Genomic DNA, 15,089 nt, shown 5'->3' with positions numbered 1-15,089 from the left:
CCTCAATCAATATAAACTTTTTCCATTATCTATTCAAGAATTCACAGCAGATGAATAATATCTAAAATAATATCATTCATATCTATGTCCACTCACTCTCCCTCAATCAGCAATTTCTCTATCTGTGTAATCAATATTTCCCCATCTACTGACATAGTAGCCTGTTGTCCCCTCATTATCACAAGCACTAGCCCAAGTAGTTACAGGAAATAATTCTCTACAACTGCCAGGAACTGTAGAACTAGCACTTGCATATTGGCTCGCATCTTTTATATAAAGTGTATCACTTATCTCAACACTTAAAGCATAATCTATAGTTTTTCCTGTTGTGTAAGAAGCTAACATAATTTCAGAAAAATTTAAATTTTTAGATTCTGATCATAGCGAATATGGAATAACCTCATTATCTAAACTCCCTCATTCAACCATCCATCAAAAATCTTGATACAGAGAGTCACCTTCACTTGTACGTCCAACAAGAGTCCATCCACCACCATCAAGCTCCATGTTACAATACACTTGAATAATTTTCTTTCAAGAAGGGTTTATTATATAGAGTCCATTTACAGCAGAAGGTAGAGATAACTTGTGAGACTTACATGTCGAGTTTGGTATGAGTCACAAAAATTCATCACTCCCACCTTTTAAAAGCCTTGAATTAGTTAGGATTGCAACAAGATCATTTGATGCTCCTCCTATATCAATAGTTGAAGCACTTGCATAGCTAGGATTTCTATGTATGGGAATACTGGTACTCGTATCTATTAGGACACCTAGTTCAGCTCAATATACGTATGGGTACAATCATTCTCAGAGTGCATACGTGTTTTGAGTGAATCAAACATTAAGAGAGTCTTCATTTTCTAAAAATGTTAAAATTTGTGTACTCTTTCTATCTACACTTGTGAAAAATGTAAAAAATTCTTTTGTCCTGGGATCTACTCCACCATCAGAATATCGAATAACATCAAGAGTATCTTGATTTATATCTCATTGATATCAGGCAATAGTTCCAGCATATTCAATCGTTTTAGTTCACTGTGAGAGAGGAAACTGATTTCGTGCTGTATAGAGCTCTGAAGCGTTGTAGAGATTTGCTACTTGTTGAATTCTGTTTGAATCTCGTACTCAAAGTAAATAATCTGTGTATGCAACAAATCCAATACTTGATAGGATTGCGACTATTGTAATAACGACTATGAGTTCTACTAAAGTAAATCATTTTTTCATATAAAAATAGTTATCGTACATAAATCATTCCTGGTTTCCCTGCTAAATCTCAAATTGACTCTCAACTAGTCACTCATCCCTTAAATCCATTAACTTGTAATCAATAAAGAGAAGTAACATCCGATGAATTTGTGGGATTTCAGTAGTATCTTAAATAAAAACCCTCATCTCTAAATCATATTTTAGGTTCAGTATCTCTGTAGGAAATGAATCCCCAGTTGGCATGTGCATAATTAAGTCAATCATCTTCTAAATCACATGAACTATTCCAATCTCAGCCATCTTGGCTAAATTCTCTACAATTTGAAGTAATACTGGATGATGCAAAATTACTCGGATTTAGAATATAGTCATCAAGTACACTTATGACAACTGCCTTATCTGGACGCTTAGAATTTATATAACTAGAAACCATTATTTCTCAAAAACCCAAAGACTGAACCGTTGGTCACAGTGAATATTTATCATTATCATTATTTAAGCTTCCATATTCAATCATCCAACCAAAATTTAATGGTGCGGCATTAACATGACTTCTTCAAACCAAAGTCCAACCTCCACCAGCAAAATCCATATCACAGTATACTTCTTTTTTAAGTGCATTTGTAAGCTCTAATACATATTTTCCACTCCCTTTACTATTTCATAAATCTTGAATTCTCTTGCAGCTAGATGTTGTATTAAGAATACTTACAAGATCTTTGGAAGAATCTAATTTTTGCTTATCTGATATATACATAATGACATCTCAAGGACCATTTACCACATCATACGTATCGTTAACTGGTAGATCTGAACGATGAACTGGTGTCTGAGTAAGTTTATCAACACTGATTCATAGTGGTTTTCAAATTGTTTTAGGAAAGAGGTTTCAATATTCCACAACAGCAGCATTAGCTTTTCAAACAGGAGTATTACTCAGGAGTTGAATGTCAGAGACATACGTTAATAATTGGAAATTTTTTCAATTATCAGCCAACATAATACTTAAAGGAATATTAAACTCAGGATCAAAGCCTCATCCATTATAATCTATAGCCTGAATCATTTTTTCATCGACATCTCCCTGCAATGTATATGAGCTTCCACTCATTGTGATATTTACTGCGTTAGCAGGAAATGGGAGTTTGCTTGAAAGAGTGAGTAGCTCCAATCCATCATGTACATCATTAAGTTGTACGATTCTATTAGAATCATAACTCCCAGATATGTATCATTGATAGCTCGCAAAACCAATAGTCGCTAATACTGCTAAAATTGTAATTACTACAATGAGCTCAACAAATGTAAATGCCTTTATATTTCTATACATAATTTATTTTTTATCTTACAAATACCATCCCTTGTTTTCAAAACAATTCTCCTAGTCCATCTCATGTTTCTTTATTCCATCCATTTGCATAAAGTCAGTAAAATAAGGTTGGGCTATTTCTTGCAAAATGATCAAAGTAAAAATGTGAATCATTTACGGTATCTAATCCACTATAGTTAAAAAATCACCAAAATACTAATGCGCTATGCTCAGTTGCTTTTCCATCAACTCATGTTGCGTCACAAGGACTCCTCCAAGAGGTAACCGGAAAGACTTCTGTACATCATACTCAACGTGAAAATGTTTTATAATTAGCTGTATTTTTATAGTAACTTCGATCAACAGAAGTTTTAGCAGCATAGGATATATTTTTTCAACTTGAGTAGGAACTAATCATTATTTCAGAGAAGTTCGTTTCTATAGAATCAACTCAGAGAGAATATGCTGAGTTATTATCTCTCACAGTCCCTCTTTTTGAAAGCCATCAAAAGTCGTTAGGAGCAGCAGATTCATGACTTCTTCAAATTAAAGTCCATCATCCACCATCTATCTCCATATCACAGTATACTTCAAATGGGTTGAGTCCCGTAGGGTTAATATTGTAAATCCCATTTCCATAACTTCCACCATTGTTAGCTATTTTTTTACAGGTTGTATAAGGGATAATTCAAATGAGATCATTCTCTTTTCAAGATATAATATACGTATCAGTAATATATGCATCAAATAAATTAGTAGTTGGATTTTGTAAGTCTATAAATCCAGTTCCTGCATATTCAGGTATTTCTTGAAGTGGAGTATTTGTTTGTTGTTGTAACAAAATTCAAAGTTTCTTCCCCACTGTATTTGGAAACCTCTGAGAATAATTAACAGCTGCAAATACGCTTTGAGTGTTAAGAGATATAACATCTTGGTTATACTTTTCTAGAAATCACATAATCTGAAAATCTTTTCTATTATCAGAGAGCATATAAGTATAGTATGTCTCATCGAGAGGATCAACGGTACTATCACTATATGAAATAGAGTTTAAAACATCTTCTCAAGCATATCATTGATACAAAAAAGTTGTACTATTATTGCGAATTTCAACAGCATCATCAGGAATAGGAAGTGATCATTTAGTCGTCGCGAGTCGTAGACCATCTCTGAGTCCCGTTATTTGAGCAAGTCTCTTACTGTCTCTCGTATCTACTAAATACGCTTCGTATGAAATAAAACCTACAGTAGCTAACACGCTGAGAATAACTACGACCACCATAAGCTCCACAAGTGTAAATCCTTTTTTTATATGTTTCATAAGTTTTATTTAATATACAATTGTACTTTTTTAACTGCAGCAGTGGGTCCTGGAGTTCATCAATTCCATAAGGTTTTATTTCCAATTGCATAAAACCAACCCGTAGAATTAACATTTCAATCAGCAAGAGTACTTGTACCATTATATTCAAGTCCTCACCATCAACTTCAAGAGTAATCTATACTTATTGGAGTATATCAAGTTACTCAACCAGTTGAAGTTCAAGGGTTTACTGTTGGATTAGATTGCTGGCTCCAAAAGTTTCATGAGGTAGAATCACCCAACTCTGGATAATGTATCCAAAAAGTAAACATGTTATCTTTTTTAAAATACTGTGTTTGATCTAAGATAGAATATTTTCAACTAGTTGGATTTCATATATCATTACTCAGTGCTTGTGCATTATCTGGAAATACTCAAGCATTGACATCATGATTCAATAAGAGTGTCCAACCACCTCAATCAGTACGCATATCACAGAAAGTTCGAATTTTACTACTTCAATTTGGTGAAATAGTATATATCCCATCTCAACTAGAGTTTCACATTTCAAGAATTCTTTTACAGCTATGATTTGGTATTAATTGGAGAATATTTTCAGAAGTAGCTTCAAAATAATTTGAATCAGATAATACTACATCAATATTTCAAGTTCAAGAAATAATATCATAAATTCATAGCGAACTGTATTGTGGAATTGTATTAATAGGTGAATTTGAATCAGAATCAAGTAAAATTCATACTGGTTTTCAAATAGTCTTAATATAAAGATTTTCATATCCAACAGCAGCATAAGAATTTGGAGTTAAATTCTGAGTTGTTAGCCCCTCTTCCAGATATGACATTATTTGAAAGTCTTTTCGATTACTTGAAAGACTATATATAGGATTAATACCTAAGTGAGAATCCTCAACATCTCAATCAAATCAAATGGTTTTTGCTATTGCATTCGTAATTTCTCCTTGATATATAAATACAGCTCCTGAGAAACTAATTTGTAAACTATTTTCAGGAAGCGGAAGTTTTGATCGACTCGCGTAACTCGTAAGACTCTTTTGAAGTCAATCTAACTGAATAATTCTTTTAGTATCCCTACCTGTTGAGAGATAGGATTCATAAACAGTAAAACCTATAGTAGATAGTATTGCAATAATAACAAGGACAACAATAAGTTCTACAAACGTAAATCCGCTTTTATTTTGTCTCATAAAGGTACATAGAATAAGGTATATAACTTTATTGTAATAACTTTTACATTCTGGTAAAGAAGAACCTCTTGACATAAAAAAATACTTTCGGCTCAAGGAGTTGAAAGTATTTTTTTATGTCAATGAATTTAGAAGTAAACTTTTGAATTCAAATCTCTGTAATGATTCGTGATAATTGCTTTTTCACGTTGTTTTCGCTTTTTAAGATCCTTAACAGCGTATCGCTCTTTTTTGAGTTTTGTAACAATTCTAGATTGAAAGAATAGTTTTTTATATCTCAGTACAAGTTTTTCGTTTGATTCAGAATCTTTTCTTATTGCGTATATCATAGTTCTATCTCCCTGAAGAATAAATAATTAAGTGCAGGTATTCTATCTTTATTTTTTGTTTGTCAAATAAAAAAAGCTCAATACTATAGAGTTAAATTTCACCTACATCAATAAAACTAATATGAAACAAGAACGAATTCAAAAAGCAGAGTCAATTACTCAACAACTTATTGCCAATTACCTAATTGAAGAGGCTCAGGAGTTGAGTATTGAGTATTGAATAGTAACAGTCACTGACGTTAAAATGAGTCAAGATTTGTCATATTTAGACGTATATGTGAGTAGTTTAAAAAAAACAGAAGGCATAACAAAAGAACTTGCTGAACATGCCCACAAAATACATAGGATGCTTTGAAGAAAAATACAATTTATAAAAGTACCTAAAATTAGATTTCGATATGACGAAAGTGGTGAAATATCATTTTGAATTACGCAAGCTATTTCAAACTTAGATATAAAATAATTTTATGTTTTCAAACATTCCTTTTCTTAAAAAGAAAAAAACACAAACAAGAAAAAAAATAGTTCCTAATACGACTCGGAACGTTTTTTCTGATGATGATTCTCGAAAATTTAAAAAAAGAAAAAAATCACAATTTAAAAATAATCTGAAATCACTCAGTTACGCCTTTAAAAAACAAAATTTTAAAACTATAAGTCTTGTTTGAATAGCTTTCGTTGCTTTTGCAGTAGTGTTTCTGTTAGTATGACCTCTTTTAAAAGTACAAACTATTTTAGTAACCAGACAAGATAATATAATCAATATTAACCAAGCGTATTCAAGTTTAGAATATATTAGAGATAAAAACATCCTCTTTCTTGATACATGAGAAATAGCTGCTCGATTACAAAAATCCCAAAACTCAATTCAAAACATTGGATTTAATGTAAAACTTCCAAATAGTATAGAAATCACACTCAAAGCATATCCTCCAGTATTTCAATTAACAGAATCACTGATTTTAGAAAATGGTTCCCTGCTTACAAAAGAAACTACAGCGACTTATGATGTACCGATGATATTACTTCAAGGAAGCAATATAGAAGAAGATCTCAGTTTTTGAAAGAACTTAAATGTTTCAGAAATACAAAAAACGAAACTTCTTTTGAGCGAATTACAGAAAAATATATTGTGAATTGAAATTGATACTATCCAATATTTCACTTCTGAAAAAGAAGTTTTAATATCTGACCAAAATCAAACCCTGTATCTTTTTGATATAAACGCAAGTGTTGAGAGACAAATTGAGCAACTCTCTATTTTTCAAAAAGAGTCGTGAAGTTTAAACGAAAAAAAATACATCTATATAGATGTACGGATTCCTCAAAAATTATATGTATGTCCTATAGAAGAAGAGTTTTCTTGTAGGTGAAATATTGATACTATTTACTGAGAATCAGTACTTAAGAGTCTGAATGTACCTGAAGAGATTTCGTAACTATTACTTTTAATCCTTTCTTATCTACATCCTCAAATTCAAGACTATCTACCAGTCGAGATATAATTAAAAAGAGACCTCTCCCTCGTATAGAGTGATGTTTTGAAAAATCTTTTGAGTTATGTTGGTCTCTAAGTTCTTTCATGTTACCAGCATTTTTAGCATGCAATCCGTTTCAAGCATCTGTAACACTTATACGAATATCTATATTTCAGCATGTATTTTTTACCAATTGGAACTCAAATAGATTACTACCTCATTTCAACGTACCGTACTCAATAGCATTGTTATTGAGCTCATCAACGATGAGTACGATTCTCGTTCTCCACTTTGGATGAACTCAATAATGCTTACATATAAAATCGGCTATTTTCCGAAGAAAAACAGCATTTCTAAAATCTGAATTGTAGCTAATTTCAAGATGGATTGAATCGTCAGTACAGTACTCACACAATCTACTTTCATCAATTTCAATATCTCATAGAGTATGTAAATCAACTTTCATCATCACAAGAAGATATATACTATCTACACGAGTATAACATAATTGAACAGAGAAATCAAAAAAAGTACACTTTCGTGTACTTTTTTAATAAAAAGAGCTTATCTAATAGACTCTTTAAATGTTTTACCAGCTCTAAAAACTGGAGATTTCATAGGTCCAATTTGGATAGATTCTTGTGTTCTTGGATTCACACCTCTTCTAGCAGCTCTATGAGCTACTTTAAATGCACCAAAACCAGTAATATTCACTTCGTTATCTTTTTTAAGTTCAGAAGTAATAGTATCAATCATACTGCTTAAAACTTTTGAAACTGCATCTTGTGAAAGACCTGCATCAGTAGCAACAGCTTTAATAAAATCTTGTTTTTTCATAATACAAAAAGTAATTAATATAAAATAAACAAGTCAATTGTAGCTCTATAAATAGCATTTTCAAGTTTTTTTTACTTTTTTTTGCTAGTTTGAGCGGTTACTGGAAAATAGAATTATATAAATGGCTTGAAATAGCTAATTTCAAGAATAGATTGAGTACTTTAAAATTCAAAGAAATTCAGTATTATCTATCACTGTTTCTAAATTTTGAGTATATTTTCCGACTTTAGCTGATGAAATAACCAATGCTCTTGGTTTAGTTATAGCTTCGTTTCAAGAATTCAGAGTGTAGGATATTTCCGTATTTCAAGAATTATATATAATCAGATAACTCTCTGGATTAGTTGCAACGAAATCTTGAACTCCCTGAGATTGTGTAAAGGTAAAATCAGTATTTCCACTCACGGTCGTAATTTCTTTTTTTCATACTGTTGTAGAATTTGTAATTGCTCATATTCAAGATATTCAAGATTTTTCTCCAACTATATTCCATATGAGATTAGAATCAGTACTTGTAAGTGTTATAGCATTCGTTGAACGCATTACTCAAGAGTTATCTGTCCAGAATAATGGAACTATATCACTTTGAAATCAATCTATAGTTCCAGAATAGGATTCAACTTTGGAGTCAAAATCATATGAAATCTTTGGATCTTTATTTCATCCTCATAATATTTTAGAATCATTGAGTTGTCCATAATATCCATATCAGTTATCTTTTATCTTTAATAAAGCTAATTCAAGTCATCCCTCAGCTGCTGAGTAGGCTTTCATATAATCCTGACTTCCCTTTCAATCTTGCATTTCTTGAAGCGCCAATGTGAGAGTACTTGTTGTTAGCACTAATAAAAAACCAATAGTAAGAACTGCTATTATGATAGAATATCATTGAGGTGAAGATGTAAGTATTTTTTTCATATTAATTCGTTTTTATGAGTTTTTGACTAACGGTTGTCTGTATACTTTGTACTCATTGTTCAATAATAGCTGCAGAAACTCATTTTCAGGCTGCTGGTCTATATACAAGTTGGATAGTTAGTTTTGGGAGCTCAGGATTTGATATAGTAAATACAGCATCTTGAAATGCAATGAAACTGTTACTAAGAGGAAAATAATCTCAACCCATTTCTTTTTTTACAAGACGACACACTTTTGAAATATCTTGGCAATCTTTTACTATATCACTACTTCTTTCCCAGCTTCCATCACCAGTTTCATTCTCATATCACAAAGTATAGATACTATCTCAAATACACACAGCACTTGCTTGTTTAATGCTATCTCATACTCAAGGCTCGATTGTTTCACATTTTGAGTCCAGTCAAGAACTCACTCAAGTAAGAGTATTTTTTCTCACTCCCTCAGATATATCCTCCATGATATTTTTTATATTCTCTTGCATGGTTCTATCAAGCTCAACCCGAGTAGACATCTGAGAAGCAAATAAAAATATTGAAACAACAGCTACTAAAATAATACTAAAAATAGTAATAGAAACAATAAGTTCTACGAGTGTAAATCAAGGATGAGTATTTTTATATTTCATATATTTAGTTAAATTCTTCTCCAATCAGTAATGATTGTATCGATATAAAATTCGTGATATCCACGTTTTGTCCAAATAACTTTAGAAGTAACCTTTACTGCGTCAGTGATAACTGTGTTGTCTTCATCTCTTAATTCTTCAAGATAGAGATATCTATAATACACCGTCTGAGTATTATTTGAGTCACAATCATAGGTGTATACTTCATTTTCATCGAGACAAAGTTGATATTTTTTCATACTCAAAAGCTCATCTTCTCACTGTTTAAATCAAGTAATCTCACCAACATCGATAGAAGAGTCAGAATTTCAAAAATTATTTTCAAGTGTGTAATATTTCCCTAACTCAAATACTTCATTATCAATTTGAAAATCAGTATATGGATTCACCTTGTTCCAAACATTGAGTTTTTTATAATTAGTATCTCTAATATTTTTAAAAAGTTCTATTTGTTCTCGTGATAGATTTGAAGCAACAATAGCATTTTCACTATAACTACTCGCGCTGAGTGAAGAAGCGAGGAGTGCATATATTGAAACAAGTCAGAGTGAAAATATAAAAATCCCGACCATTACTTCTATAATGGAGAAAGCTTTATGAGTATTTTGTATTGATATCATAGATCTTATTTATAATCTGAAATAGATGATTTCGGGTAATAGCTGATATTTTTTTGTAGCACTGGACTTTCTGATCCTTGATATGAAATGATTATATCAATCTCAGATTCTCACATATGGGCTCCACTTGCAGTAATAGCTTCAAAATTAAATAGATATCCATCTGTTGATCATCCAACAGAATCTACTTCAATTCACTTAGGAAGTTTTTTAGTTTTATAAAGATTATCTTGATTTAAAGAGTCCTCATTTATTGTTTCGTTCAATGGATACGCGTAATATTCAATTTGAGTTGTTCCAGGAGCAAAGTACAGTCAAATACTAAGATTTCAAGCTCATGTATCAAGCCCATGTAAGGCAAAGTTTCGAGCTTCAGATAAACTTTGACTTATTTCTCTTGCTCATTGTTTCAAGAGTGTTTTTTTTTGATGATGTGCATATGGTAGATACGTCATCGTCATAATAATAAAGAGTATGGTAATAACAACCAACAATTCAATTAAAGTAAATCCTCCCTTATTTGAAATCATAATATACTATTAAGAAACAGTTTGAGTTACCTTTAAGATAGCTCCAAATATTGCAAATGCAAACCAAAGTACAAAGATCCCAGCTATAAGTATGGCAATAGGTTCAATCCATTTTGTAAGACTGTCAAGAGAGTAGTTAACTTCTCTTGTATATTGCTCTGTCAGTTTTTTACTTACTGTATCTATTGATGCAGTTTTTTCTCACACAGATAGCATTTGTAAAAAATCTAGAGGAAATAGATTGTGTTCTGGGTCAACCTCAGCAAGTGAATCAACTATTTTTTGACCATTAGAGACTTTTCAAATAACTTCATTTATATGAGTCTCATACACGAGATTATTCAGTGCTCGTCATGAAAGAGAAAGTGATTTAACCACAGGTACACCTGAAGCAATAAGACTTCAAAGGTTTGTTGAGAAAGTAGCAAGCAGGTAATTTTTGTTTACCTTTCCGATAAGAGGAAGTCCTAGTATAAAATAATCTAAATTTGCTCTTCCTTTTTCAGTATTCTTATATCCATAAAACAATACTAAGGCTGTAAGCACAAAAAGTATAATATATCCCCAGTTATAAATAACAAAATCAGAAGTAGCTACGAGAGCTTGAGTAGCTACAGGAAGCTCTACTTCAGTTGATTCAAATAATTGACTTACAGATGGTATAACATATGCAAGTACCACAATAACAGCAAGAATCAAAAATAAGAAAATAATCACAGGATACGTTAATGCTCCTTTGATTTTAGATCGCAAGTCATGACTCTTTCTGAGGTTTTGAGCTAAGTTTCCAAGAGATTGTGAAAGTTTTCACGTTGTTTCTCCTGCTTCAATGATTGATATTTCTCAACTAGAAAATATTTGAGGTATTTTTTTCATCGATTTACTTACTGAATCTCATGAAGAAACATAGGTTTGTAAATCTTTGATTTTTTCCTTAAAATTTTGGTTTTTGATTTTAGTTTGCACCGAATCAAGGGTTTCAGAAATGGTCACTCAACCGTCTAACATAACTGATAAATATTCATAAAAATTGAACTTATCAACCAGAGAGACTTTTCTATGAAATGTAAATGGTGTTTGAGACATAATATATAAATTTATTTGTTGTAATACAAAATAAGTGGAATAGTTGCTTGAATGTTTCCTGTAGATGCGTTCATTTCATATTCAAAGGTATCAATATAAAATTTATAATTTCCTCCTACATCTGTTAAATATGTAATAAAATCAAGCATCGTTGATTCAGCAGAAAAGACAGCTGAAACAGTTACAGTGGCTTTTTCAAATCAAATATCACTGGTCCCTTCATTTTCAATAACCATATCTCTTACAACAAGTCTTTCATCTGTAAGATTTACTTTTTGAGCGTACATATATATATATTCTAATATATTTTCATCACTGTAGACTCCTGTAAATCATTTTATTTCTTCGACAGCTTCACTTTTAGGGTCTTTAAGTTTTGCTTGTAGTTCATTGAGAGAAGTAAGTGTCGATTCTTTCTTTTGAAGTTGTTGTTCTTTCAAAGACTGAGTATCAAGTTTCACCTGTAAATCTGAATAAAAGTTTTTTGTAAAAAACAATAATATAAAGAAACTAACAAGGAGAATCAGGTAAAGTAGAAAATTATTTTTCGTATATTGATTATAATCTGGATTTTTCATAGGTCTTTATAAATAAATATTATCTAAGAACAAAATTTGCACTGTAGCCAATTTTATCATATCACTCAAAACTTTCAACATCATCAATATCAAAAAGTGATTTTTCATCTTGCGGATATTCTCTCAAAAATTTCACAACCTTCTCATAGGCGTAACCATTGTCTGTGGTTTGGTTTGAAAGCTCTATAGTAAGCTCTCATTCTGAATAACTAAATCATGTAGCATCAATTGAATACTTGATAAAGTTTTTTCTCAAATGAGAAACAAAAAGTGGAATTTGTGATTGCTTTGATTTCTCATCAAGAAAGGATTTATGCTTTGAATATATTCCATAAATCATTACGAGTGGGTCTGATTGTACATCATCAATAGACTTTTCCAGATTTGCAATCTCAGCGTCCATTTCAACTATATTATTATCTATAGAATTATTATAAAAGAAAAGACCAAGTGTTGCAAGAATTACAACAGCTAAAAATCAGAGTGAAAGATAAAAATTAATTGATTTTTTATCTTTATAAAACTTTGTATCTACTTGAGTAGTCATATTTTTAAATTAATTATTAAGCAGAGAGTGCTCTCATAATAAAGAGTGTTATTGGCCAAGCCAACCAGATGACAGCAATTCAAAGGACAACATATATAATTGTCAGTTTCGATTTTTTCAACTTTTCTTCATCACCATTTCAAATCAAAATTTGAAATCCTGCATATATAACATATATAACAGCAATCAGTGAGATAAATGTTAAAAGATAAAGAACAACATCTTGTACATATTCAGAAAGACTTCTATCAGTCTCTAATCCATCTACTTCACCACGAATAATTTGTGTTCCTCTCTCAAGTCCACATTCACCAGGATCATCACAATATCTTATTTCTGGTGAACCTTGACCACTAAACTGATCAAAAAATGCAGCATCAACCCCCATAAAACTTCAAAGGAAAAGTAGTATAAGACAGAAGATTTGTAAAACATGTTTCATAATGCGAAAAAGTTATCGTTTACTTTTCTAAAATTATATATAAATTAAGAGGAATTCAAACACTAAAATTTTTCCTATGAATGAACCTAAAAATCTAATATCTTTCAGTATTTTACTGACTATTTCACTCGCTATTTTCTATATCTCTGGTTGGATGAGCTTTTTAGAATTTTATATTCTTCTTGCTCTCTACGCAGTAATATTTTACTCGCTGCAATCACTTTGGTACTATTTGAGAAATAAAACAAGAAATAATTTTAAGGATTTCGTGGAATATTTTCTCTATAGAACATCTATTTTACTTGCAGTAGCACTACTTCTCACAGGATCATTTATATCCTATCATACATTTTTAAATCCTGCAACTCTTCCACTCTATACCCTCACAAATTGAGAAAAAACAGTTCAATTTCAAACCATGAGTCATATAGCCTCGCGTGCTTTTTATCTACAAGTTCAAGCAAATATTTATGCAGCAAAACAAGATGATTGAGTACTGTTTTTTGAAGGAGTCAGACCTTGAACGGCTGAAAATGAACAAAAGTTTAACTCAGCACTTTGAATTGATTTTGCTCCATGATTATATGATAATCTCTCTGAACTGTATTGAGTAGTAGCACAGGATAATGAAATGTTTCTAGATCTCGTAAATAACAAAGATTACAATATTGATTTATCCATTGATGATATAATAAAAATATATGAAGAAAAATGACTGAGTTCTCAAAAAAAGTGACTCATGCAAAATGATGAAGTCGTAGACATTAACTCAGATGTCATAAAAATACTTTCCGAACTCAATCCTCGAGAACTCACCGTCATACGATCCTTTAACCAAGCATTTTTAAATTTTATAATAAAAAACGAGTGATTTAGAAATACTATGCTCTCACTTGTTTGAAACCAGGATTTGTTTTGAGTTATTATTGACGAGAGAAATGAAGTACTCGCAGATGCTATTATCAATAGTGAAGAAAAAAACATATTTGTTATTTATTGACTCATGCATTTTGACTGAGTTTACAACATCCTTTTAGCATCAGATACAATTTGGAAAATAACATCCACAAAAGAGTACACGATTATCACTGACCCTGGTGAGTAAGAGAGCTCATAAATATATAGAGAGCAATGACATACAAAATTATGAGACCTACTTTATCATAGCTCAGAGCTACATCAAAAAGTGAATGACTTAAAATAGCTGCTAAACCAAGCATTATAAATCAAAGTATGTATTTTTTTTTGCGACGGGTTTGAGGATGTAGTATATACCAAAATGCGCTGGCAAATATCATCGAACTCAAAAGATGCAAGGCTATAGAAAATACACTCCTAAAAAATAGAAACTGTAAAAAAGCTCAAGAGATTCAAAACTGTTTAAACTGGAAAAAACTATAGATGATATTTTCGAAAAATGAAAATCCAAGAGCAATACAAGCACATAAAACAATATAAGAAGTGTACGATTCAAAATTCTTTTTTCCTGCATATGAAAGTGCTCATATATACTTAGAACCCTCTTCTAACAACGATACAATAATATAATATCATACGATACTCCCCAATCAGCTAAATACGTAGTTTCATAATGACACGCTACGAACAGATGAAATATCTGGGAATACATTCTTAAAGAAGAAAATTGCCAAGATTCAGAGTAGAACTATAAGTAGACTCCAAATTCATACTCTCAATTGTCTGGATATAAAGAATTTTTTTGAGTCTTGAAAATACAGCGAACTCATAAATTCTATCACTCACAACACCAAATAAAAAACTACTATAATTACTCCTATTTGCATTATCCCCATCAATGTTATATTGGTACTAATAGGCTGAAACAAACGCTCTAAAAGGAGTCAAATACTATTTCACTCGCTTAAAAGTAACGGAAGACTCATGATGGCTCATAGCGCTATCCCAATTAAAAACTGAAGTCGTGATAATACATTTTGAAAAAATGAAACAAATATATACATCCAAAAAGCCAAAGGCATGAGGAGTATTCAAAGCGCTAAAATATAGTATAGAAAATCCATTGAG

17 protein-coding genes and 2 pseudogenes are annotated in these 15,089 nt (G+C 31.3%); 3 read left to right on the top strand and 16 right to left on the bottom strand.

Annotated elements, in window-relative coordinates:
- Positions 1-1,134: 1,134 nt before the first annotated feature.
- The 5 genes and pseudogenes from GW846_05400 to GW846_05380 all read right to left on the bottom strand — a co-directional run bounded on the left by GW846_05400 (position 1,135) and on the right by GW846_05380 (position 5,379).
- Positions 1,135-1,230, bottom strand: a pseudogene (locus GW846_05400) (prepilin-type N-terminal cleavage/methylation domain-containing protein).
- Between the two features lie 1,210 nt (positions 1,231-2,440).
- A pseudogene (locus tag GW846_05395) lies at positions 2,441-2,542 on the bottom strand (prepilin-type N-terminal cleavage/methylation domain-containing protein).
- 10 nt (positions 2,543-2,552) lie between these two features.
- Positions 2,553-3,842: a prepilin-type N-terminal cleavage/methylation domain-containing protein gene (locus GW846_05390; protein NDK10181.1), complete on the bottom strand. Its 1,290-nt coding sequence runs from the start codon at positions 3,840-3,842 to the stop codon at positions 2,553-2,555.
- Between the two features lie 5 nt (positions 3,843-3,847).
- On the bottom strand, positions 3,848-5,050 hold the full coding sequence (locus GW846_05385; GenBank protein ID NDK10180.1) for a prepilin-type N-terminal cleavage/methylation domain-containing protein: 1,203 nt from the start codon (positions 5,048-5,050) through the stop codon (positions 3,848-3,850).
- Positions 5,051-5,178: 128 nt separating this feature from the next.
- Positions 5,179-5,379, bottom strand: coding sequence for a hypothetical protein (locus GW846_05380; protein ID NDK10179.1), 201 nt, complete (start codon positions 5,377-5,379; stop codon positions 5,179-5,181).
- Between the two features lie 121 nt (positions 5,380-5,500).
- Here GW846_05380 and rbfA point away from each other — a divergent pair, with 121 nt between their 5' ends.
- Positions 5,501-5,842: a 30S ribosome-binding factor RbfA gene (gene rbfA / locus GW846_05375; GenBank protein NDK10178.1), complete on the top strand. Its 342-nt coding sequence runs from the start codon at positions 5,501-5,503 to the stop codon at positions 5,840-5,842.
- Between the two features lie 4 nt (positions 5,843-5,846).
- Positions 5,847-6,818 (top strand): hypothetical protein, encoded by a 972-nt coding sequence (locus GW846_05370; protein NDK10177.1) that lies wholly within the window; start codon positions 5,847-5,849, stop codon positions 6,816-6,818.
- On the opposite strand, the gene GW846_05365 is transcribed toward GW846_05370, so the two are convergent.
- The 10 genes from GW846_05365 to GW846_05320 form a co-directional block, all read right to left on the bottom strand.
- Positions 6,784-7,326, bottom strand: coding sequence for an ATP-binding protein (locus GW846_05365; GenBank protein NDK10176.1), 543 nt, complete (start codon positions 7,324-7,326; stop codon positions 6,784-6,786). The genes GW846_05370 and GW846_05365 overlap by 35 nt on opposite strands.
- A 95-nt stretch (positions 7,327-7,421) precedes the next feature.
- Entirely contained in the window at positions 7,422-7,694 is a 273-nt protein-coding gene (locus GW846_05360; protein NDK10175.1) for an HU family DNA-binding protein, read from the bottom strand.
- 135 nt (positions 7,695-7,829) lie between these two features.
- Positions 7,830-8,612: a hypothetical protein gene (locus tag GW846_05355; protein ID NDK10174.1), complete on the bottom strand. Its 783-nt coding sequence runs from the start codon at positions 8,610-8,612 to the stop codon at positions 7,830-7,832.
- Between the two features lies 1 nt (position 8,613).
- A complete protein-coding gene (locus GW846_05350) occupies positions 8,614-9,240 on the bottom strand; it encodes a type II secretion system protein (GenBank protein ID NDK10173.1) in 627 nt (208 codons plus the stop codon).
- Positions 9,241-9,248: 8 nt separating this feature from the next.
- A complete protein-coding gene (locus GW846_05345) occupies positions 9,249-9,860 on the bottom strand; it encodes a prepilin-type N-terminal cleavage/methylation domain-containing protein (protein NDK10172.1) in 612 nt (203 codons plus the stop codon).
- Between the two features lie 5 nt (positions 9,861-9,865).
- Positions 9,866-10,390, bottom strand: coding sequence for a prepilin-type N-terminal cleavage/methylation domain-containing protein (locus GW846_05340; GenBank protein ID NDK10171.1), 525 nt, complete (start codon positions 10,388-10,390; stop codon positions 9,866-9,868).
- A gap of 9 nt (positions 10,391-10,399) precedes the next feature.
- Positions 10,400-11,476, bottom strand: coding sequence for a type II secretion system F family protein (locus tag GW846_05335; protein ID NDK10170.1), 1,077 nt, complete (start codon positions 11,474-11,476; stop codon positions 10,400-10,402).
- 11 nt (positions 11,477-11,487) lie between these two features.
- Positions 11,488-12,054, bottom strand: coding sequence for a hypothetical protein (locus GW846_05330; GenBank protein ID NDK10169.1), 567 nt, complete (start codon positions 12,052-12,054; stop codon positions 11,488-11,490).
- A gap of 19 nt (positions 12,055-12,073) precedes the next feature.
- Positions 12,074-12,601: a hypothetical protein gene (locus tag GW846_05325; GenBank protein ID NDK10168.1), complete on the bottom strand. Its 528-nt coding sequence runs from the start codon at positions 12,599-12,601 to the stop codon at positions 12,074-12,076.
- Between the two features lie 16 nt (positions 12,602-12,617).
- Complete coding sequence (locus GW846_05320; GenBank protein ID NDK10167.1) at positions 12,618-13,043, bottom strand: hypothetical protein; 426 nt, start codon at positions 13,041-13,043, stop codon at positions 12,618-12,620.
- Between the two features lie 76 nt (positions 13,044-13,119).
- Between GW846_05320 and GW846_05315 the strand changes: the two genes are divergently transcribed.
- Positions 13,120-14,148, top strand: a complete 1,029-nt coding sequence (locus GW846_05315) for a TraB/GumN family protein (protein ID NDK10166.1) — start codon at positions 13,120-13,122, stop codon at positions 14,146-14,148.
- Here GW846_05315 and GW846_05310 read toward each other — a convergent pair.
- The gene (locus GW846_05310) at positions 14,126-15,085 is read right to left on the bottom strand and encodes a PrsW family intramembrane metalloprotease (GenBank protein ID NDK10165.1); all 960 of its coding nucleotides are present in this window, start codon (positions 15,083-15,085) and stop codon (positions 14,126-14,128) included. The two genes, GW846_05315 and GW846_05310, sit on opposite strands and share 23 nt — an antisense overlap.
- Positions 15,086-15,089 lie beyond the last annotated feature (4 nt).

The organism is Candidatus Gracilibacteria bacterium, assembly GCA_010119145.1.
Classification (GTDB): Bacteria; Patescibacteriota; Gracilibacteria; order BD1-5; family UBA6164; genus JAACSU01.
Note: the sequence above shows the minus strand (reverse complement) of the source record. Positions and strands in the feature narration are given on the sequence as shown.